Origin of the sequence: Salinispora mooreana, from assembly GCF_000379065.1 — a bacterium.
GTDB lineage: Bacteria > Actinomycetota > Actinomycetes > Mycobacteriales > Micromonosporaceae > Micromonospora > Micromonospora mooreana.
In genome coordinates, this window is the sequence record NZ_KB900614.1 from 1902607 (window position 1) to 1922076 (window position 19470).

Below are 19470 nucleotides of genomic sequence, written 5' to 3' on the forward strand. Positions count from 1 at the left end.
GGCACGGGAACAGGTCAGCCGCGGCGTAGCACCGCCAGGAACATGGCGTCGGTGCCGTGCCGGTGCGGCCACAGCTGCACCGTCGGCCCGTCGCCGAGCCCCGGCATCCCCTTCGGCAGCAGCGGACGGGCGTCAACGAAGTCGACCGGCATCCCCGCGCGGCGCGCCGCCTCGGTTACCGTCACGTGCGTCTCGACCACGTGCGGCGAACAGGTCACGTAGGCCACCAGCCCACCCGGGCGGACCGCCCGCAGCCCCGCGCTGAGCAGTTCCCGCTGCAACCGGGTCAACGCCGGCAGGTCCGACGGCTGCCGACGCCAGCGCGACTCGGGCCGCCGACGCAGTGAGCCCAGACCGGTGCAGGGCGCGTCAACGAGCGCCCGATCGAAGTGCCCCTCCGCGAGCTTCGGCGTCGCCCCGACGGTACGACCATCAGTGTTGAGCACGGTCACCGGCAGGTCGCGGGTGGCCTGCCCGACAAGACGGGCGCGGTGCTCGGACACCTCCACGGCGGTCAGGCGCGCGCCACGCTGGGCAGCGACGGCACCGAGCAGGCCGGACTTGCCGCCCGGCCCGGCGCACAGGTCGAGCCAGCGCCCGTCCGGGCCGTCCAGTGGCGCCGCCGTAAGAGCGTCGGCCACCAGCTGGGAACCCTCGTCCTGGACGTGGGCCCGTCCCTCGGTGAGCGCCGGCAGATCACCCGGGGCGCCCCCGCCGGAGTAGACCGCGTATGGGGAGAAGGCACCCGGGGCACCGCCGACCTCGTCGGCCAGGGCCACCGGATCGGCCAACCCCGGTCGGGCACAGAGGTGCACCGGCGGACGCTCGTTGTCCTCGATGAGCAACCGGGTGGTCTCACCGAGATCGCCGCCGAGCGCCTCGGCGAACGCCCGCACAATCCACTGCGGATGGCTGTACGCGATCGCCAGGTGCCCGATCGGGTCGGTCTCCAGCGGTGGGGCGAGCCGGGCCACCCAGGCGTCGACATCCCGGCCGGCGACCTCTCGGAGCACCGCGTTGGCGAACCCGGTCGCCCCCGCCCCGACCGACCGCACCAGGTCGACAGTTGCCGAGACCGCAGCGTGGGCGGGCACCCGGGTGTACAGCAGTTGGTAGGCACCGAGCCGCAACGCGTCCCGAACCGGCGGGTCGATGCGGGCCACGTCCCGCCCAGCAGCCTCGGTGAGGATCGCGTCGAGGGTGCCGAGCCGACGCAGCGTCCCGTACGTCAGCTCGGTGGCGAAGGCCGCGTCCCGGCCGACCAGACCCGCGTCGCGCAGGATCGCCGGGAGCACAAGATTGGCGTACGCGTCGTCCCGGTTGACCGCGGCGACCGCCTGATACGCGGCGTGCCGAGGTAGGTCAACAGCGCTCCGGCCAGGGGGACGACCGCGCCCGCCAGCCGTCGGCCGCTGGCCACCGCGCCCCCGCTGCTCCGGGCGGCGCTCGGGTCCGGCACCGGAGCGACCGCGGCCGGTGGCGGGACGACCGCCCCGGAAACCACCGGGCCGCCCCACGTCCTGGCCGTCTACCGGGCCCGTCATGCGAGGACCTCCCCAGCAGTCACCCGGACGCCGCGCGCCCAGTCGCTCGCCGGCATGGCTCTCTTGCCCGCCGCCCGGATCTCACCGAGCGCAACCGGGGTGGTGGCGGTGCCGGCAAGCACCCGGGACTTCTCCACCAACAGCTCGCCCGGCTGCAGCTCGGGACCATCCGCGACGGGGGTGACCGGGCCGAGCTTGACCCGCTCGTCGCGGAAGGTCGTCCACGGGCCGGGGGCCGGGGAGCAGGCACGGACGCGCCGGTCCACGGCGAAGGCGGGGTCACCCCAGCGCACCCGGGCATCCGCCCCGGTGAGCTTCGGCGCCAGACTCACCCCGTCGTCCGGTTGCGGCTGCGCCCGGGCGCTGCCCTCCTCGATCGCGTCCAGCACGGCGATCAGCAGCTCGGCACCGGAGTGCGCCAGCCGCTCCAGCAGGTCGCCCGAGGTGTCGGCGGGCCGAACCTCGTCGGTGACGGTGCCGTACACCGGGCCCGTGTCCAGGCCCTCCTCGAGCTGGAAGACGCTGGCACCGGTCAGCTCGTCGCCGTGCAGCAGGGCGTGCTGCACGGGAGCCGCGCCGCGCCAGGCGGGCAGCAGGGAAAAGTGCAGGTTGACCCAGCCATGCCGCGGGATCTCCAGGGCGGCCGGCGGGACCAGCGCACCGTAGGCGACGACCGGCACGCAGTCCGGTGCCAGTGTGCGCAGCCGGTCGAGGAACTCCGGCTCCCGCGGCCGGGCCGGGGTGAGGACTTCGACGCCGTGCTCGTCGGCCCAGGCGCCGACCGGGGAACGGGACAGGCCACGGCCCCGGCCCGCCGGAGCATCCGGGCGGGTGAGAACCGCTACCAGTTCATGGCGGGAGGCGGCCACCGCGGCGAGGGTGGGGACGGCGACGGCCGGCGTACCGGCGAAAATCACGCGCATCGGCCGGTCACCGCCCGAGGCCGAACGGGTTGTCGGCGGCGTGTGGGCTGAGCTTCACCGTCGGCGGGGCCGCCGGGTCGTACCACTCGGCCCGGCGGATCTCCTTCATCGCCGCCTTGCGGCCGGCCGGGTCCAGCCGGTCGATGAACAACACCCCGTCCAGGTGGTCGGTCTCGTGCTGCACACAGCGGGACATCAACCCGGTGCCGACGATCTGCACCGGATCGCCGTACCCGTTGAAGCCCTTGGCGACCACGTTCTGCCGGCGCTTCGTGTCGAAGTACAGACCCGGCAGCGACAGGCAGCCTTCCGGGCCGTCCTGCTCCTCGGCGTCGGGAAACTCCAACAGCGGGTTGACCAGGTGACCGACCACGTCGTCCACGTCGAAGGTGAACACCCGCAGGCCCACACCGAGCTGTGGCGCGGCCAGACCGGCGCCGCTCTGCTCACGCATCGTGTCGGTCAGGTCAGCGACGAGCTTGCGCAGTTCGACGTCGAAGTCGACCACCGGGTCGGCCGGCGTGCGCAGCACCGGGTCGCCGAAGAGGCGGATGGGCTGGACGGTCACGCGGATTGGCTCCTTCGTGGGCTTGGCAACGGGCGTTGCGCACCAGTCTACGGAGTGCCCAGAGCGGCTCCGGCCGGCGTACCGTGATCGGCGGGGGCGGCACCGACGGTCACCGGAAGCGTCTCGTAGCCGCGCAGGGTCAACCGGTTCCGGCGGGTGGGCTCGCCGGCCAGCGCGAGCTCGGGCAGCCGGCGCAGCAACAGCGGAAACGCGACCTGAGCCTCCAGTCGGGCCAGCCCGGCGCCGAGGCAGTAGTGCGCGCCAGCGCCGAAGGACAGCGGGGGCGACTGGGCCCGCCCCGGGTCGAATCGGGCCGGATCAGTAAAGCGCGCCGGGTCGCGGTTGGCCGCGCCGAGCAGAACCAGCAGCCAACTCCCCGCGGGCAGCTCAACCCCGGCGAGAGGCATCGACTCGCGGACCGTACGGGTGGTCAACTGCACGGGTGAGTCGTACCGCAGAAGCTCGTCCACGTAGCGGGGAGCGAGCTCGGGCTGGTCCCGCAGGGCGGTCGCCGACCCGGGCTGGTTCAGGAGCACGACCAGACCGTTGCCGAGCAGGTTGGTGGTGGTCTCGAAGCCCGCGACCAACAGCAACACGAGGTTGGCCAGCAGCTCCTCGCCGGACAGCCGGTCACCGTCGGCGTCGTGCGCCTGCACCAGCGCGGTGGTCAGATCCTCGGCCGGGGTCCGGCGGCGCTCGGCGATCAGCTCGGTGAAGTAGTCGCGCAACCCGCTGGCACCGGCGTCGGCGACGGCCAACTCCTCGGGGGTGATCTCCGGCTCCAGGACGCCGGTCAGTTCACTGGCCCAGCGCCGAAACTGAGCCCAGTCAGCCGCCGGCACCCCGAGCAGGGCGCAGATCACCGTGACCGGCAACGGGTAGGCGAAGCTGCCCATGAAATCCACCGGAGCACCGCCCCGACCGGCCCGGGTCATCTCGTCGATCAGTTCGTCGGCCTGGGCGGCTACCACCTCGCGGAGGGCGGCGACCCGGCGCGGGGTGAACACCCCCGCGGCCAGGCGGCGCATTCGACTGTGGTCCGGCGGATTGGCCCGGATCATCGACCGGGAGATCGACATCATCGCCGGGCTGTCCTGCCAATGCGGGAAGACATCGGCGCGCTCTTCGTCGTCCATCACCCCAAACCGGGGGTTTCGCAACACCGTGTCGGCCTCGGTGTACCCGGTGACCACGAAGAAACCGGCCGCCGTCGGAACCACCGGGCCGTGCGCACGCAGCTGCTCGTACGTGGGATAGGGGTCGAGCCGGCCCGGCGGTGACATCAACAGGGCGACCGCCTCAGATGCGTCCATTCGCCACCTCCTATGTCAGGGTCAGGTGGCCCATCATGCACGCTCAGTCGGCGGGCCGTAACCCCTGCGCCGGGGACGCGGGGACGTGGCGTGACCGTCAGGCGCCGGCGCCCGGCTCCCCCGCCAAGACCGCACCGCCGCCCAACAGCGCCGGTTCGGGCAGCGGCAGCTCGATCCCGTGCGCGGCCGACCAGTCGTGGATCATGCTGGGCCGCACCTGGGCGGTGAAGTACTCGATCGCGCTCATCCCACCGACGACGGGCTCATCGACCTCAGCGACGAGCTGCGCGGACACCAGCCGGTACCCGTCCTGCAACGCGGCGCTGAGTCGACGGTGCCCGTCCACAACGAAGAAGTGCTCGCCCGTGTAGCCGATCCGCAGCGGCTCCAGCGGCTCGTCGCCCGCCGCGACGACACCCCCGACAGATTCGGCGTCCCACTGGCCGCGGAGGGTGACGATGTCCTCGGTCGGGTAAACCCGAGCCGGGTCAAGCAGCAGCAGCGGCGGGGCCTCCCGCAGCACCTCGGGGCAGAGCCGCCCCTCGTACGCGGCGACGATGCGCTCGATCACCTCCGCGGCGCTGGCCCGGGTGGTGTCACAGATCAGGTCGTAGTTGCGCAGCTTCGCCTTGTCCACGCCGTAGCGGATGATGAACCGACTCCGCTCACTCTCGCTGCGCTCCATGAGTCGGGCCTTCGCCTCCGCCAGGGAGGTGTACTGCTCAGCCGGGCCGGACGGACGCAGCAACACCCGCCGGGCAGCCTCCCCGGGCTCGGTGATCATGTGCACCTTGAGTGCGTCGGTAAAGAAGTGCCAGGCGAGCCGCGAATCCATCACCAGGCGCTCGCCGGAGGCCGCGATGTCCCGTTGGAGCTGGTCAACGTAGCCGTCAACAGCCTGGTCCAGCTCGGCGTGCAGGTTGAGCTGGAGGGCGGTCATCTGCCGCTCCTGGGCCATCTGCCGGTAGAGATCACCCACGCTGACCCGACGCATGCCGAGGCGCTTGGCGATCTCCACGGAGACGGTGCTCTTGCCACTGCCGAGGTCGCCGTTGAAGACAATCGATTGAGGAACGGTCACGACTGGTCCACCTATGATTGCGGGCTGTTAACACTCGTCGGCACCGCGCCACCCGACGCGCTCCGTCGCCATCGCCGCCGAACCGGCGCCGGCTCCGGCCGGGCGTATCGAACGACACAGCACGACCTGAGCCTTCGTCCGGCCCGACATGAGGGGCGATGCTATCACCCGGATCCGCCCCCATCCCCACACAGCGTGTCCGTCACGCCAACTTCAGTAACTCATAGTAATATCAAGCCTCCGCTGAGTCAGCGGGTCAGAAGAGGGTCAGCGGGTCGACCTGGAGCCGGAGTGGATCGGCCGCCTTCCGGGCGGCGCGTACCCCCGCCGCGGCGTGCAGGGCCGCGGCCAGGACGGCGGCCTGGGCGCGGGGAACCCGGACCAGCATCCGCTCCCGGTCATCATCGGCGGGCACCGGCCCCAGCAGCTCCGCCTCCACCGGTAGTCGGGACTCGGCGAGCAGCTCGGCGACGGCCGTCGGCGGCCCGGTGACGCTCGCCATCCGCACCGCCGGCGGAAAACCAAGCTCCCGGCGCTCGGCGAGTTCGCGGGCCGCAAACCAGCCCGCGTCCCAGCGGAGAAGCGCCTGCACCGGGGCGAGCGCACCGTCGGCTACCACCACCACCCGGCCGCCGGCGGGCCCGGGGCGGGCCAGGGCGGCGGCGGCGAGCCAGCGCCGCAGCGCCTCCTCCCCTGCCCGCAGATCGGCCCGGGTCAGCAGGGCCCACGAGTCCAGCAGCAGCACCGCCCCGTAACCGCCATCGGCTACCGGCTCGGCGCCCGGGGTGGTGATGACCAACCCGGCGCCACCGGGGACGGCCGCGAGGACCTCCTCCCGCCCGGAGGTGCGCACCGGCACGCCGGGAAAGGCCCGGCCCAGCTCCTCCGCCGTCCGCCGGGCACCGATGACCGCGGCGCGCAGCCGCCGGCCCCGGCACTCCGGGCAGGCGTACGCGGCGGCGACCCGCGCGCACCAGCGGCAGACCGGCGCCCCCCGCGCCGAGGGCAGCGCGAGCGGCCCGGCGCAGTGCGGGCAGCGCGCCGGAGTCCGGCACGTGGCGCACGCCACCGCCGGCAGGTAGCCGCGCCGGGGCACCTGGACGAGGACCGGCGCATCGGCGGAGAGGGCATCGCGCGCCACCGTCCAGGCCAGGCTGGGCAGCCGGGCGGTAGCCGCACCCGGGTCCCGGGCCAGCTGGGGGTCGTCGCCGGTGGGGGCGATCGCCGGCGTCCGCGCCCGGACCACGGCGCGGGCGGCCGTGACCTCGCGGGCCCACCCGGTCTCCACGAGCAGCTGCGCCTCGGCGGTGCGGGCATAGCCGCCGATCAGGGCTGCGGCGCCAGCCAGCTGGGCGCGGGTCAGCAACACCTCGCGGGCGTGCGGGTAGGGGGCCCGGGGCTCGGCGTGCAGGTCGTCACCGTCGTCCCAGATGGCGACGAGGCCGAGTCGTGGTACCGGCGCGAACATGGCGGCCCGGGTGCCGATCACCACCGGGACCTGGCCCCGCCGGGCGGCGAGGAACGCCCGGTACCGGCGGGCCGGGCCGAGCGCGGCGGTGAGCTGGACGTGCTGGCCGCTGCCGAGCACGGCGGTCAGGGCCGAGTCGAGCCGGTCGAGGTCGCGGGCGTCGGCGACGATCACGACCGCGCCCCGGCCACCGGCGACGGTCGCCGCGACCGCCTCGGCGTAGCGAACGGGCCACTCCTCCCCCGGCAGGGCAGACCAGACCGCGCGGGGGGCACGGCCATCGGCGAGGGCCCGCAGCAGGGCGGGGCCAGTCGGGTACCCCGACCAACCACCCGGGCCGGCCGACCCGGTTCCCGGATCCGGCGAGGCCGCACTGGCCGCGGGCGACGGTTGCTGTTCCTTCTCGACCCGGGCGTGCCGGGGCGGAACAGCGAGGCGAAGCACGTCGGCGAGGCTGCCGGCGTACCGATCGGCGACGGCGCGGGCCAGGCGGGCGATCTCCGGCGCGAGGGCCGGCTCCGGGGAGACGACCTTCTCCAGGTACGCAAGCCGGGGGTGGGCGGATTCACTCACCCGCTCCAGCAGCCAGCCGTTGACGAGCTGACCGGCGAAGCGGACCTTCACCCGAGTGCCGGGGACGGCATCAGCGTCCAGGCCCTCGGGCACCAGGTAGTCGAAGGGCCGATCGAGGTGGGCCAGGGGAACGTCCACGCAGACACGAGCGACCGGCGACCCGTTGGCAGGCCGCCGGTCGCTACGCGGGGTACTACTCAGGCGCCCGCCACCGACTTGAGGTCACCGGCGCGGTCGGTGCTCTCCCAGGTGAAGTCGGGAAGCTCTCGACCGAAGTGTCCGTACGCCGCGGTCTGCGAGTAGATCGGCCGGGTCAACTTCAGGTCCCGGATGATCGCCGCCGGCCGAAGGTCGAACACCTGCGTCACCGCCTTCTCGATCCGCTCCACCGGCACCGTCTCCGTGCCGAACGTCTCCACGAACAGGCTCACCGGCTGCGCCTTGCCGATGGCGTACGCCACCTGCGCCTCGCACCGCTCCGCCAGCCCGGCCGCCACCACGTTCTTGGCCACCCACCGCATCGCGTACGCCGCCGACCGGTCCACCTTGGACGGGTCCTTGCCCGAGAACGCCCCGCCGCCGTGCCGCGCGTACCCGCCGTAGGTATCCACGATGATCTTCCGGCCGGTCAGACCCGCGTCTCCCATCGGGCCACCCACCTCGAACCGGCCCGTCGGATTCACCAGCAACCGGTAGCCTTCGATGTCCAGCCCCAGCCCGAGACCTTCCACCTCCGGCGCGATCACGTGCTCCCGGATGTCCGGCGTCAACAGCGAATCCAGCGACACGTCGGCCGCGTGCTGCGACGACACCAGCACGGTGTTCAGCCGCACCGGCCGAAGTCCCTCGTACTCCACCGTCACCTGTGTCTTACCATCCGGACGCAGGTACGGCACCACGCCTTCTCGCCGCACCTGGGCCAGGCGGCGCGACAGCCGATGCGCCAACGCGATCGGCAACGGCATCAACTCCGGGGTCTCCGAGCAGGCGAACCCGAACATCATCCCCTGGTCACCAGCGCCCTGCGCATCCAACGCGCTGTCGGAAACGCCGGTGCGCAGCTCAAACGCGTTGTCGACCCCCTGGGCGATATCTGCCGACTGTGACCCAATCGACACACTTACCCCGCAGGATGACCCGTCAAAGCCCTTTCGTGACGAGTCGTAACCAATATCCAAAATCGTCCGACGCACGATCGACGGGATGTCGGCATAGGCCTGGGTGGTTACCTCGCCCGCAACATGCACCTGACCGGTTGTGATCAGCGTCTCCACTGCAACCCGGCTACGCGGGTCCTCTGCCAGCAACGCATCGAGGATCCCGTCACTGATCTGGTCCGCAATCTTGTCTGGGTGACCTTCGGTGACCGATTCGGAAGTGAAGAGGCGGCGTGTCACGGCACTCCTAAGTCAGGGAAACTCGTTCCGCGGCAGTTTAGTCACTCGCGTCCGGTACCGGAGCCCCCTATCGTGCGCTAATCCAGCTATCCGGGATGGTCGGCAAGCCGGGAGACGATGAGGTCCCAGACACCGTCGGCGAGATCTTCCTTGGACTGCTCGGGCATCCGGCTGACCGATCCGTCCGCGCCGATGACGGTCGCCGCGTTGGTGTCGGCGCCGAAAACCCGGTCCAGGCCGACCTCGTTGATGACGATGAGGTCCGCCCGCTTGCGGGCGAGTTTGGCTCGGCCGTTGGCCTCGGCGTCGCTGGTCTCCGCGGCGAACACCACCAACACTTGCTCCGGGCGACGACGTTTCCCGAGCTCGGCGGCGATGTCCGGGTTCGCGACGAGCTCAACGGTGGGCGCGCTGCCGTCGTCCGACTTCTTGATTTTGCCAGTCGCGTACGTCGCGGGCCGGAAATCGGCGGGAGCCGCCGCCAGCACCACCGCGTCCGCGCGGTCGGCAGCCGTCAGCGTGGCTTCGCGAAGCTCCGCGGTCGTGCTGACCCGCACCAGGTCCACGCCGGCCGGATCGGGCAGCGCGACGTTGGCGGAGACCAGGGTGACCCGGGCTCCTCGCGCCACCGCGGCGCGGGCGAACGCGTACCCCTGCTTGCCGGAGGAGCGATTACCGAGGAACCGGACCGGGTCGAGCGGCTCCCGGGTGCCCCCGGCGGTGACCAGCACATGCTTTCCGGTGAGGTCCGCCGGAGCGGCGGTGCCGCGAGCGAGGACGCGTCGGGCCACGGCGAAGAGCTCCGCCGGATCTGGTAGCCGCCCCTTGCCGGTGTCCATCCCGGTGAGCCGGCCGACCGCCGGCTCGACGACCAGCACCCCACGGGAGCGCAGCGTCGCCACATTGGCCACCGTCGCCGGATGTTCCCACATCTCGGTATGCATCGCCGGCGCCAGGACGACCGGGCAGCGAGCCGTCAGCAGAGTGTTGGTGAGCAGGTCGTCCGCGAGCCCATGAGCGGCCCGCGCGAGCAGGTCGGTGGTGGCCGGAGCCACCACGACCAAGTCTGCCTGCTGACCCAGCCGCACGTGCGGCACCTCGTGCACGTCGGACCAGACGTCGTCGGCGACTGGTTGACCGGAGAGCGCCGACCAGGTCGCGGCCCCGACGAAGCGGAGCGCCGACGCGGTCGGCACGACCCGGACGCGGTGACCGGACTCGGTGAGGAGGCGCAGCAGTTCGCAGACCTTGTACGCGGCGATCCCGCCACCGACCCCGAGGATGATCCGGGGGGACATCGCTGGGTACGCGCTACGGCTGGTCGGTGGGCTCAGCGGTGAGCAGGCCCGCGTTGATCTCCCGCATGGCGATCGAGAGCGGCTTCTCCTGCGGGGTCGTCTCGACCAGCGGGCCGACATACTCCAGCAGGCCCTCGCCGAGCTGGCTGTAGTAGGCGTTGACCTGACGGGCCCGCTTGGCGGCGAAGATGACCAGCGCGTACTTCGAGGTGGTCTTCTCGAGGAGCTCGTCGATCGGCGGGTTGGTGATGCCTTCGGGGTTGGTGGCGATGGATCCCACGTGTTGACCTCTGTGTCTGTGACACCGCTCGCGGTGCTGGCGGTCAACCGCGCACGCGCGGTCGCGCCGGAGCTTTGAATGACGAACCGAACAATCCTACCAGCTCGTCCACGACCTGCACGGTCCGGCCATGCACGATGGTTTGCGCGACATGCGGCTCGGTGACCGGATCGGCCACGTAGCCGGGTGGGTGCAACAGCACCAGCCGGGCCGTCGGCAACACGGCCCGCAGCCGCAGCGCCCCGGCCAGATCCATCGACAGCAGAGCTGACGTCCCGGCGGCCAGTCGGGACCGCAGTGGCTGCCCCGGCGTACCGCGCCGGTATCGGCCGATCTGGCTCCACTCCAGCAGACCACCGGCGGCCAGTAGCCGGTCGAACTGGACCGAGTCGAGGAAAATCCGGTCGACCCCGGCCACCTCGCAGTCCCGCCGCGGCCGGGTGGTCACCGGCACCGGCGTCCACACGCTAGGCAAGCGCGCCCGGACCACACCGACGACACCATCCCGACCGGAACCCGAGGGCCCGGTCAGGATGGTGAGCCGGCCCGCCGGGCGCGCCTCACCATCCGTGCTCACTGCTCGTTTCTACACGGCTGCCACCTCAGTTGGCGGCGAACTCCCCAAGCAGGGCCTTGCGCTGCTGCTCGCCGAGGCCACGCAGGCGCCGACTATCGGCGATCTTGAGCTTCTCCATGATCTGGGTCGCCCGGATCTTGCCGATTCCCGGCATCGCCTGCAGGACAGCGGATACCTTCAGCTTGCCGACGACATCGTCGGACTCGGCCCGCTCGAGAACGGCTCCGAGAGTTGTCTTGCCCTGCTTGAGCTGCTCCTTCAGCTCAGCACGGGCCTTGCGGATCTCCGCGGCCTTCTCCAGCGCTGCTGCGCGCTGCTCAGGGGTCAGTGACGGGAGCGGCACCAGTTCTCCTCAGGTCCCTATCGCGACGGGCGAATGCACCGCCGCACTGTGAAACGTGGTGTCGCTGCGAACCAGGGAGGCCCAAGGTTCCCAGCGCGGGGAAAACTAGCGGTCAACGGCGCATTCGGCAACGTGGGCACGCGAAGATCGGCGGAAAGTGACCGAGCAGTCAGTCAGTCACGAACCGGTCAAAGCCGCCCGGCAGTCGCCCAACACCCGTTCCGCAGCGCCGCGCAGGGCCGCCGGATCGGGCCCCGCGGCCAGCACCTCACGGGAGTACGTGGGGAGCACTTCGGGCAGGCTGGAGCCGAAGACCACCCGTAGGTCGGCGGCGCTGGCGCCCTGCGCGCCCAGGCCTGGAGCGAGCAGCGGGCCGTTGACCCCGGTAAGATCGTGACCCGTCTCACCGATGGTCGCCCCCACCACCAGCCCCATGCTGCCCAGTGGTTGCGCACCAGCGTTGAGCTGGGCAATCTCATCGATCACCAGCTGCGCGACGGTCCGCCCGTCGGCGGTACGAGCCCGCTGCACCGCAGCGCCCTCGGGATTGGAGGTGAGCGCCAGCACGAAGACCCCACCACCCTGCACGGCGGCCAGCTCGAACATCGGGGCGAGCGCACCAACGCCGAGATACGGGCTCACCGTCACCGCGTCGACATGCAGTGGATTCGATGAGTCAAGGTACGCGGAGGCGTACGCGGCGACCGTCGAGCCGATGTCGCCACGCTTGGCGTCAAGGAGGACGAGCGAACCAGCCGCGCGTAACTGTCGGATAGTTGACTCCAGGATCGCCACGCCCCGAGCGCCGAACCGCTCGAAGAAAGCCGACTGCGGTTTGACCACCGCGACCCGGTCACCCAACGCCTCCACGACCGTGCCCGCGAACCGCTCCAGCCCGCGAACGTCGTCCTCGAGGCCCCACCGCGCGAGCAGACCCGGATGCGGGTCGATGCCCACGCAGAGCGGACCCCGCTCGCCAACCGCCCGATGCAACCGGGCGCCGAAGCTCTCCATGGCAGACCTCCCTCGTGCGTGCCGCGCACGCATCGTCTCGGCGGGCGGCTGATGCCGCCCGCACCCGGCGGGCTCCGCACCGCCCGCCCTTCCCCCAGCCGGCAGATCAGCCCGCCCGCGCCGCGGCGGCGATCCCGGCGGTGATCCGGGCCAGATCGGCGTCTGCGGTGACGTACGGGGGCATGGTGTAAACCAGATCCCGGAACGGTCGCAGCCAGACGCCGGCGGCGACCGCGGCGGCGGTCGCCGCCGGCAGGTCCACCTCATGGTCGAGCTGCACCACGCCGATCGCACCGAGCACTCGGACGTCAACGACGCCCGGCACCGCCCGTAGCGGCTCCAGACCGGCCCGCAGACCCGTCTCGATCCGCGCCACCTGCGCCGGCCAGTCTCCGGCCCGCAGCAGGCCGAGAGAGGCGTTCGCCACCGCACAGGCGAGCGGATTACCCATGAAGGTCGGACCATGCGCGAGCACACCGACCGCGGAGATCCCACGGGCGATCTCCGCGGTGCACAGCGCGGCGGCCAGGGTGAGGTACCCCCCGGTGAGCGCCTTGCCCACACAGAGCACGTCCGGTGTCACGCCAGCGTGCTCGGCGGCGAACATCGCCCCGGTACGACCGAAACCAGTGGCGATCTCGTCAAAGATGAGCAGAACCCCGTGGGCACGGGTGACCTCCCGCAGCACCTGTAGGTAGCGCGGGTGGTGAAACCGCATGCCACCGGCCCCCTGGACCACCGGCTCGACAATCACCGCGGCCAGTTCGTGGGCGTGCCGGGCGACCGCGTCCGCCAGGGCCGCCTCGTACGCCGGATCCGGCGGTGCGGTGAACCCCGCCGGTGGCACCGGCGCGAAGACCTGCCGGGGCAGCAGATCCCCCCAGAGGTGGTGCATGCCCCCCTCCGGGTCACAGACACTCATCGGGTGGAAGGTGTCGCCGTGGTAGCCACCCCGCCAGGTACCCAGCCGCCGGCGTTCCGGCCGACCGGTGGCCCGCTGGAACTGCAGGCACATCTTGACGGCCACCTCGACACTCACCGAGCCGGAGTCGGCCAGGAATACCTGCTCCAACCCATCCGGTGCCAGCTCGACGAGGGTATGGGCCAGGGTGACGGCCGGCTCGTGGGTGAGCCCACCGAACATCACATGGCTCATCCGGCCGAGCTGATCGGTCACGGCCGCATCCAACACCGGGTGCCGGTAGCCGTGGATCGCCGCCCACCACGACGACATCCCGTCAACCAGTTCCCGCCCATCGGCCAGTTGCAGCCGCACCCCGGCCGCGCTCTGCACGACGTACGGCGGGGTGGCCGGGGGCAGCGCCGCGTACGGATGCCACACGTGGGCCGCGTCCGCGGCGCTGATCTCCTCCGGGGTCAACGACGTCGCCTCCTCACTAGCCGGTCACCGGGTCAACCGGCCCTCGGGTCCCGGTGGCCCGGCCGGTGACCGGCGAGCGGTCCGCAGAGCTACCGGGCGAGTAGCCCGCACGGTGTCACGGTGTCCGGGCCGCCACCGCGGCAGCCCGCACCAAGGCCGGCCCCTGGTAGATGAAGCCGGTGTAGAGCTGCACCAACGACGCGCCCGCGTCGAACATGCGCTCGGCGTCGTCCGGAGTGAGAATGCCGCCGACGCCGATGATCGGCAGCCGGCCGCCGGTCTCGGAGTGCACGAAGGAGACCACCTCCCGGGCCCGGTGCGCCAGCGGACGGCCGGAGAGCCCACCCGTCTCAGCGCCACCGGCCTGGTCAGCAGGGGCGAGGCCGGCTCGGGAGAGCGTGGTGTTCGTGGCGATCACCCCCGCCGCCCCCCGCGCCAGGCAGACCTCCAGCAGCTCCGCGATGGCCGAATCCGGAAGGTCTGGGGCGATCTTCACCAACACCGGCTTCTCACCGACCAGAGCGGCCAGCAGAGCGTCCAGGTGCGCCCGGTCCTGCAGCGCACGTAGCCCCGGTGTGTTCGGCGAGGAGACGTTGACCGCGAAGTAGTCACCGTACGCGCGCAGGGCCTGGTACGACGCCTGGTAGTCCGCAACCGCCTCCTCGAGCGGGGTGACCTTGGACTTGCCGAGGGAGATACCCAGCGGCACCCCGAGCGGGCGGGGCAGCGCCGCCAACCGCGCCGCGAGCGCCTCGGCGCCGGCGTTGTTGAAGCCCATCCGGTTCACCACCGCCCGGCTGTCGGGTAGCCGAAACAGCCGCGGCCGTGGGTTGCCGGGCTGCGGATGCGCAGTGACCGTACCCACCTCGACGAAGCCGAAGCCCAACGCCGGCCAGGCCGGCAGCGCCACCCCGTTCTTGTCCATCCCGGCGGCCAGCCCGACCGGGTTCGGGAAGCGGAGCCCGAACACCGTTCGGGGAGCCGAAACGCCGTACCGGGCCCGGAGCACGGCCAGCGCCGCGGGCACCCGGGCCAGGCCGGCCAGCCGCCGCACCGTGAACTCGTGCGCCATCTCCGCGTCCCCGCCCCCGAGCCGGAACAGCCGCGGCCGCACCACCCGTTCGAAGATCACCCCATCCTCCCCGGCCGGGTGCGCGACATCGGCCCGCTCGGGCTCACCGAGCGCTCCGCAGCGAGGCGTGCAGCGCCTGCAGCGGACGGACCACCATGTCACCACGGACCCGGGCCTCGACCGCCATCACCACGGCGGCGGCGCCCGGGACGGTCGTGATGCAGGGGATGTCCGCCGTCACGGCGGCACTGCGGATCTCGTAGCCATCCGAGCGGGCGCTCGCTCCCGAGCCCTGCGGGGTGTTCACCACGAGCACCACCTCGCCAGACCGGATCAGCGAGACCGCGTCCTCGCTCTCCCCCGACTCGTAGTGCTTGCGGACCTGCTCGCAGGCGACGCCGTGTCGGCGCAGCACCTCAGCGGTGCCCGTGGTGGCGATCAGCTGGAAGCCCAGGTCAGCCAGGCGCATGATCGGGAAGATCATGCCACGCTTGTCCCGGTTGGCGACCGAGACGAAGATCTTCCCGCCGGTCGGCAACGAGCCGTACGTGGCCGACTGCGACTTGGCGAAGGCGTACCCGAAGGCCGTGTCGATGCCCATCACCTCGCCGGTGGACTTCATCTCCGGCCCGAGCAGCGAATCGATCCCCTTCCCGGTCGGGGTGCGGAACCGCTTGAACGGAAGCACCGCCTCCTTGACCGCGATCGGCGCATCCGCGGGCAGGGTGCCGCCGTCGCCGTCGGCGGGGAACAGGCCCTCGGCGCGCAGCTCGGCGATGGTGGCACCGAGCGCGATCCGAGCCGCTGCCTTGGCCAACGGCACCGCGGTGGCCTTCGAGACGAACGGCACGGTCCGGGACGCACGCGGGTTGGCCTCGAGCACCCAGAGCTGGTCGTCCTTGAGGGCGTACTGCACGTTGAGCAGGCCCTGCACGCCGATACCTCGGGCGATCTCCTCGGTGTACCGGCGGACCTCGGCGACGTGGGAACTGGCCAGGGTGATCGGCGGCAACGCGCAGGAGGAGTCGCCGGAGTGGATACCGGCCTCCTCGATGTGCTCCATCACGCCACCGAGGTAGACCTCACCGGCGGCATCGCAGAGCGCGTCCACGTCGATCTCGATGGCGTCATCGAGGAACCGGTCCACCAGCACCGGATGATCCGGGGAGATGTCGGTGGCCCGGCCGATGTAGTCACGCAGCGTGGCGTCGTCGTAGACAATCTCCATGCCCCGACCACCGAGCACGTACGAGGGACGGACCAGCACCGGATAACCGATCTCGGCGGCGATCGTCTTCGCCTCGTCGTACGAGATGGCGGTGCCGTGCGCCGGCGCCCGCAGCCCGGCGCGGGCCAGCAGCGCGCCGAACGCGCCCCGCTCCTCGGCGAGGTGAATCGACTCCGGGGAGGTCCCGACGACCGGCACCCCGGCGTCCTTGAGCCGCTGCGCCAGCCCCAACGGTGTCTGGCCACCAAGCTGTACGACCACCCCGACCACGCCGGGGCCTCCGGCCGCCCGGCCGGAGGAGTCCTCGGCGTGCCACACCTCGAGGACGTCCTCGAAGGTCAGCGGCTCGAAGTAGAGCCGGTTCGCGGTGTCGTAGTCGGTGGAGACGGTCTCTGGATTGCAGTTGACCATGACCGTCTCGTATCCGACGTCCCGCAACGCCATGACGGCGTGCACACAGGAGTAGTCGAACTCGATTCCCTGCCCGATCCGGTTCGGCCCCGAGCCGAGGATCAGCACCTTGGGCCGGTCCGACCCGGCCACCTCGGTCTCCGCGTCGTAGGTGGAGTAGTGGTAGGGCGTCATCGCCTCGAACTCCGCCGCGCAGGTGTCCACGGTCTTGTAGACCGGCCGAACGCCCAACCGGTGCCGCAGCGTCCGCACACCGTCCTCGGCGGCCAGTTCCGGGCGCAACGCGGCGAGCTGCCGGTCGGAGAGCCCGGCCCACTTGGCCCGGCGCAGCAGGTCGCCATCGAGCACCGGGGCGGCAACGATCTCGGCCCGCAGTTCAACGAGGCCGACGATCTGGTCGAGGAACCACGGGTCCATCCCGCCGGAGGCCGCCGCCACCTCGGCGATCGAGGCGCCGAGCCGCAGCGCCCGTTCCACCGTGTACAGCCGCCCGTCGTGCGGCACCCGCAGCGCCGCGAGGGTGTCCTCCCGGGTGGCACCGGCCGGGTCGGGCACGGTCCAGAAGCCGGCGGCCTTCGTCTCCATCGAGCGCATCGCCTTGTTCAGCGCCTCGGTGAAGTTGCGGCCCAGGCTCATCGCCTCACCGACCGACTTCATGGTGGTGGTCAGCTCCGGGTCGGCGCCGGGGAACTTCTCGAACGCGAAGCGCGGAATCTTGACCACCACGTAGTCCAACGTCGGCTCGAACGCGGCCGGCGTCTTCAGCGTGATGTCGTTGGGGATCTCGTCGAGGGTGTAGCCGATGGCCAGCCTCGCGGCGATCTTCGCGATCGGGAAGCCGGTCGCCTTGGAGGCGAGCGCCGACGAGCGGGAGACCCGGGGGTTCATCTCGATCACCACGATCCGGCCGTCGGCCGGGTTCACCGCGAACTGGATGTTGCAGCCCCCGGTGTCCACCCCCACCTCGCGCAGCACCGCGATGCCGAGGTCCCGCAGACGCTGATACTCCCGGTCGGTGAGGGTCATCGCCGGGGCCACGGTGACGCTGTCGCCGGTGTGCACGCCCATCGGGTCGACGTTCTCAATCGAGCAGACCACCACGACGTTGTCGTGCCGGTCGCGCATCAGCTCGAGCTCGTACTCCTTCCAGCCGAGCACGCTCTCCTCGATGAGCACCTCGTGCACCGGGCTGGCGGCCAGGCCGGCACCGGCGATGCGTTCCAGGTCCGCATCGGTGTGGGCCATGCCGGAGCCGAGGCCGCCCATCGTGAACGACGGCCGGATCACCGCCGGCAGGCCCAGCTCGGCGACGGTCTCGCGGACCTCGTCCATCGAGTGGCAGACCCGGGAACGCGGCACCAGCGTCGCGGGGTCCTCGATCCCGATCCGAACCGCCGCCTTGGCAACCACGTCCTTGAACAGCTGCCGGTCCTCGCCGCGCCGAATCGCGTCGATGTTCGCGCCGATCAACTCGACGCCGTACTTCTCCAGTACCCCGGACTCGTGCAGCGCGACCGCCGTGTTCAGCGCGGTCTGGCCGCCCAGGGTGGGCAGCACCGCGTCCGGCCGCTCCTTGGCGATGACCAGCTCGACGAACTCCGGGGTGATCGGCTCGACGTACGTGGCGTCGGCGAACTCCGGATCCGTCATGATCGTCGCTGGGTTCGAGTTGACCAGGCTGACCCGGATCCCCTCGCTGCGTAGTACCCGACACGCCTGGGTGCCGGAGTAGTCGAACTCGCAGGCCTGCCCGATCACGATCGGCCCGGAGCCGATCACCAGGACGTGTTTGAGGTCGGTCCGCTTAGGCATTCGTGCGCCCCCCGCTGTGGTTGCGACCCTCGATGAGCTCGGCGAAGCGGTCGAACAGATAGTCCGCGTCATGCGGACCGGCCGCCGCCTCCGGGTGGTACTGGACGGTGAAGGCGGGCACGTCACGCGCTCGCAGCCCCTCGACCACGTTGTCGTTGAGGCAGACGTGCGAGACCTCGATTCCGCCGAACTCGGTCTCGACCACCCGGTCCGGCACGACGGCCCCCGGCTCGGCGCCGGGGAACGCGACGGCGAAGCCGTGATTGTGGCTGGTCACCTCGACCTTACCGGTGGCCCGGTCGAGCACCGGCTGGTTGATCCCGCGGTGGCCGTAACCAAGTTTGTACGTGCCGAATCCCAGCGCCCGACCAAGGATCTGACTGCCGAAGCAGATGCCGAAGAGCGGCACCCCGCTGGCGAGCGCCGCGCGCGCCAGGGCCACCGGGCCGTCGGCGGTCGCCGGGTCACCGGGGCCGGGCGAGAGGAAGATCGCATCCGCGCCGGTGGCCCGCAGTTCATCGATGCCCGAGTGAGCCGGCAGGACATGGGTGGTGACACCCCGCGCCGCGAGCCGCCGGGGCACGTTCCGCTTGATGCCGAGGTCCAGGGCGGCGACGGTGAACCGGTGCTCCCCCTCGGCCTCGACAACGTACGGCTGCGGGGTGGTCACCTCGGCGGAGAGGTCCGCGCCGATCATCTGTGGGGCCTGCCGGACCCGGGTCAGCAGCGCCTGCGGATCGGTCTCCACGCTGGAGACCCCGGCCCGCATCGCGCCCCGCTCCCGCAGGTGCCGGGTGAGCGCCCGGGTGTCCACACCGCTGATGCCGACCACCCCCTCAGCGGTGAGCCGGTCCTCCAGACCACCGGTGGCTCGCCAGTTCGAGCCGATCCGGGCGGGATCACGGACCACGTACCCGGCGACCCAGATCCGGCCGGACTCGTCATCCTCGCCGTTGACCCCGGTGTTGCCGATGTGCGGCGCGGTCTGCACCACCACCTGCCGGTGGTAGGACGGATCGGTGAGCGTCTCCTGGTAGCCGGTCATTCCGGTGTTGAAGACCGCTTCGCCGAAGGTCTCCCCGACGCTGCCGTACGCCTCGCCGTGGAACGTGCGCCCGTCCTCCAGGACGAGAATCGCCGGTCGCCGCCTCACGCCGCGCACCCCGCGCTCCGGGTCACGCGGCACT

16 protein-coding genes are annotated in these 19470 nt (G+C 71.5%); all 16 read right to left on the reverse strand.

Annotated elements, in window-relative coordinates; translation table 11 throughout:
- Nucleotides 1-14: 14 nt before the first annotated feature.
- Nucleotides 15-1544: an RsmB/NOP family class I SAM-dependent RNA methyltransferase gene (locus SALPAC6_RS0109150; protein WP_018253119.1), complete on the reverse strand. Its 1530-nt coding sequence runs from the start codon at nt 1542-1544 to the stop codon at nt 15-17.
- Nucleotides 1541-2467 (reverse strand): methionyl-tRNA formyltransferase, encoded by a 927-nt coding sequence (fmt, locus tag SALPAC6_RS0109155; protein ID WP_018253120.1) that lies wholly within the window; start codon nt 2465-2467, stop codon nt 1541-1543. Before fmt ends, SALPAC6_RS0109150 begins: the two co-directional genes overlap by 4 nt.
- Before the next feature lie 7 nt (nt 2468-2474).
- Nucleotides 2475-3035, reverse strand: coding sequence for a peptide deformylase (gene def, locus SALPAC6_RS0109160; protein WP_018253121.1), 561 nt, complete (start codon nt 3033-3035; stop codon nt 2475-2477).
- A 47-nt stretch (nt 3036-3082) separates the two neighbouring features.
- Complete coding sequence (locus SALPAC6_RS0109165) at nt 3083-4348, reverse strand: cytochrome P450 (protein WP_018253122.1); 1266 nt, start codon at nt 4346-4348, stop codon at nt 3083-3085.
- A 97-nt stretch (nt 4349-4445) separates the two neighbouring features.
- Nucleotides 4446-5429, reverse strand: a complete 984-nt coding sequence (locus SALPAC6_RS0109170) for an AAA family ATPase (protein WP_018253123.1) — start codon at nt 5427-5429, stop codon at nt 4446-4448.
- Nucleotides 5430-5685: 256 nt separating this feature from the next.
- The gene (locus tag SALPAC6_RS0109175; protein WP_018253124.1) at nt 5686-7608 is read right to left on the reverse strand and encodes a primosomal protein N'; all 1923 of its coding nucleotides are present in this window, start codon (nt 7606-7608) and stop codon (nt 5686-5688) included.
- Nucleotides 7609-7667: 59 nt separating this feature from the next.
- Nucleotides 7668-8867, reverse strand: coding sequence for a methionine adenosyltransferase (gene metK, locus SALPAC6_RS0109180; RefSeq protein ID WP_018253125.1), 1200 nt, complete (start codon nt 8865-8867; stop codon nt 7668-7670).
- An 86-nt stretch (nt 8868-8953) separates the two neighbouring features.
- Nucleotides 8954-10165, reverse strand: coding sequence for a bifunctional phosphopantothenoylcysteine decarboxylase/phosphopantothenate--cysteine ligase CoaBC (coaBC, locus tag SALPAC6_RS0109185; protein ID WP_018253126.1), 1212 nt, complete (start codon nt 10163-10165; stop codon nt 8954-8956).
- A 13-nt stretch (nt 10166-10178) separates the two neighbouring features.
- Nucleotides 10179-10445, reverse strand: coding sequence for a DNA-directed RNA polymerase subunit omega (gene rpoZ, locus SALPAC6_RS0109190; RefSeq protein WP_013285517.1), 267 nt, complete (start codon nt 10443-10445; stop codon nt 10179-10181).
- A gap of 43 nt (nt 10446-10488) precedes the next feature.
- Nucleotides 10489-11022 (reverse strand): nucleoside/nucleotide kinase family protein, encoded by a 534-nt coding sequence (locus SALPAC6_RS0109195; RefSeq protein WP_018253127.1) that lies wholly within the window; start codon nt 11020-11022, stop codon nt 10489-10491.
- A gap of 25 nt (nt 11023-11047) precedes the next feature.
- Nucleotides 11048-11365, reverse strand: a complete 318-nt coding sequence (mihF, locus tag SALPAC6_RS0109200; protein ID WP_007458370.1) for an integration host factor, actinobacterial type — start codon at nt 11363-11365, stop codon at nt 11048-11050.
- Between the two features lie 177 nt (nt 11366-11542).
- Nucleotides 11543-12379, reverse strand: a complete 837-nt coding sequence (pyrF, locus tag SALPAC6_RS0109205) for an orotidine-5'-phosphate decarboxylase (RefSeq protein ID WP_018253128.1) — start codon at nt 12377-12379, stop codon at nt 11543-11545.
- Nucleotides 12380-12485: 106 nt separating this feature from the next.
- Nucleotides 12486-13760, reverse strand: coding sequence for an adenosylmethionine--8-amino-7-oxononanoate transaminase (locus SALPAC6_RS0109210; protein WP_018253129.1), 1275 nt, complete (start codon nt 13758-13760; stop codon nt 12486-12488).
- A 115-nt stretch (nt 13761-13875) separates the two neighbouring features.
- A complete protein-coding gene (locus SALPAC6_RS0109215; protein WP_018253130.1) occupies nt 13876-14892 on the reverse strand; it encodes a quinone-dependent dihydroorotate dehydrogenase in 1017 nt (338 codons plus the stop codon).
- Between the two features lie 43 nt (nt 14893-14935).
- On the reverse strand, nt 14936-18283 hold the full coding sequence (gene carB / locus SALPAC6_RS0109220) for a carbamoyl-phosphate synthase large subunit (protein WP_018253131.1): 3348 nt from the start codon (nt 18281-18283) through the stop codon (nt 14936-14938).
- Nucleotides 18276-19436: a glutamine-hydrolyzing carbamoyl-phosphate synthase small subunit gene (carA, locus tag SALPAC6_RS0109225; protein WP_026189469.1), complete on the reverse strand. Its 1161-nt coding sequence runs from the start codon at nt 19434-19436 to the stop codon at nt 18276-18278. Before carA ends, carB begins: the two co-directional genes overlap by 8 nt.
- Between the last annotated feature and the right edge of the window lie 34 nt (nt 19437-19470).

Bases quoted from the DNA above. Each gene is read 5' to 3' on its own strand.
- SALPAC6_RS0109150 (WP_018253119.1), bottom strand. From the start codon at position 1,544: ATGACGGGCCCGGTAGACGGCCAGGACGTGGGGCGGCCCGGTGGTTTC.
- fmt (WP_018253120.1), bottom strand. From the start codon at position 2,467: ATGCGCGTGATTTTCGCCGGTACGCCGGCCGTCGCCGTCCCCACCCTC.
- SALPAC6_RS0109165 (WP_018253122.1), bottom strand. From the start codon at position 4,348: ATGGACGCATCTGAGGCGGTCGCCCTGTTGATGTCACCGCCGGGCCGG.
- coaBC (WP_018253126.1), bottom strand. From the start codon at position 10,165: ATGTCCCCCCGGATCATCCTCGGGGTCGGTGGCGGGATCGCCGCGTAC.
- pyrF (WP_018253128.1), bottom strand. From the start codon at position 12,379: ATGGAGAGCTTCGGCGCCCGGTTGCATCGGGCGGTTGGCGAGCGGGGT.
- carB (WP_018253131.1), bottom strand. From the start codon at position 18,283: ATGCCTAAGCGGACCGACCTCAAACACGTCCTGGTGATCGGCTCCGGG.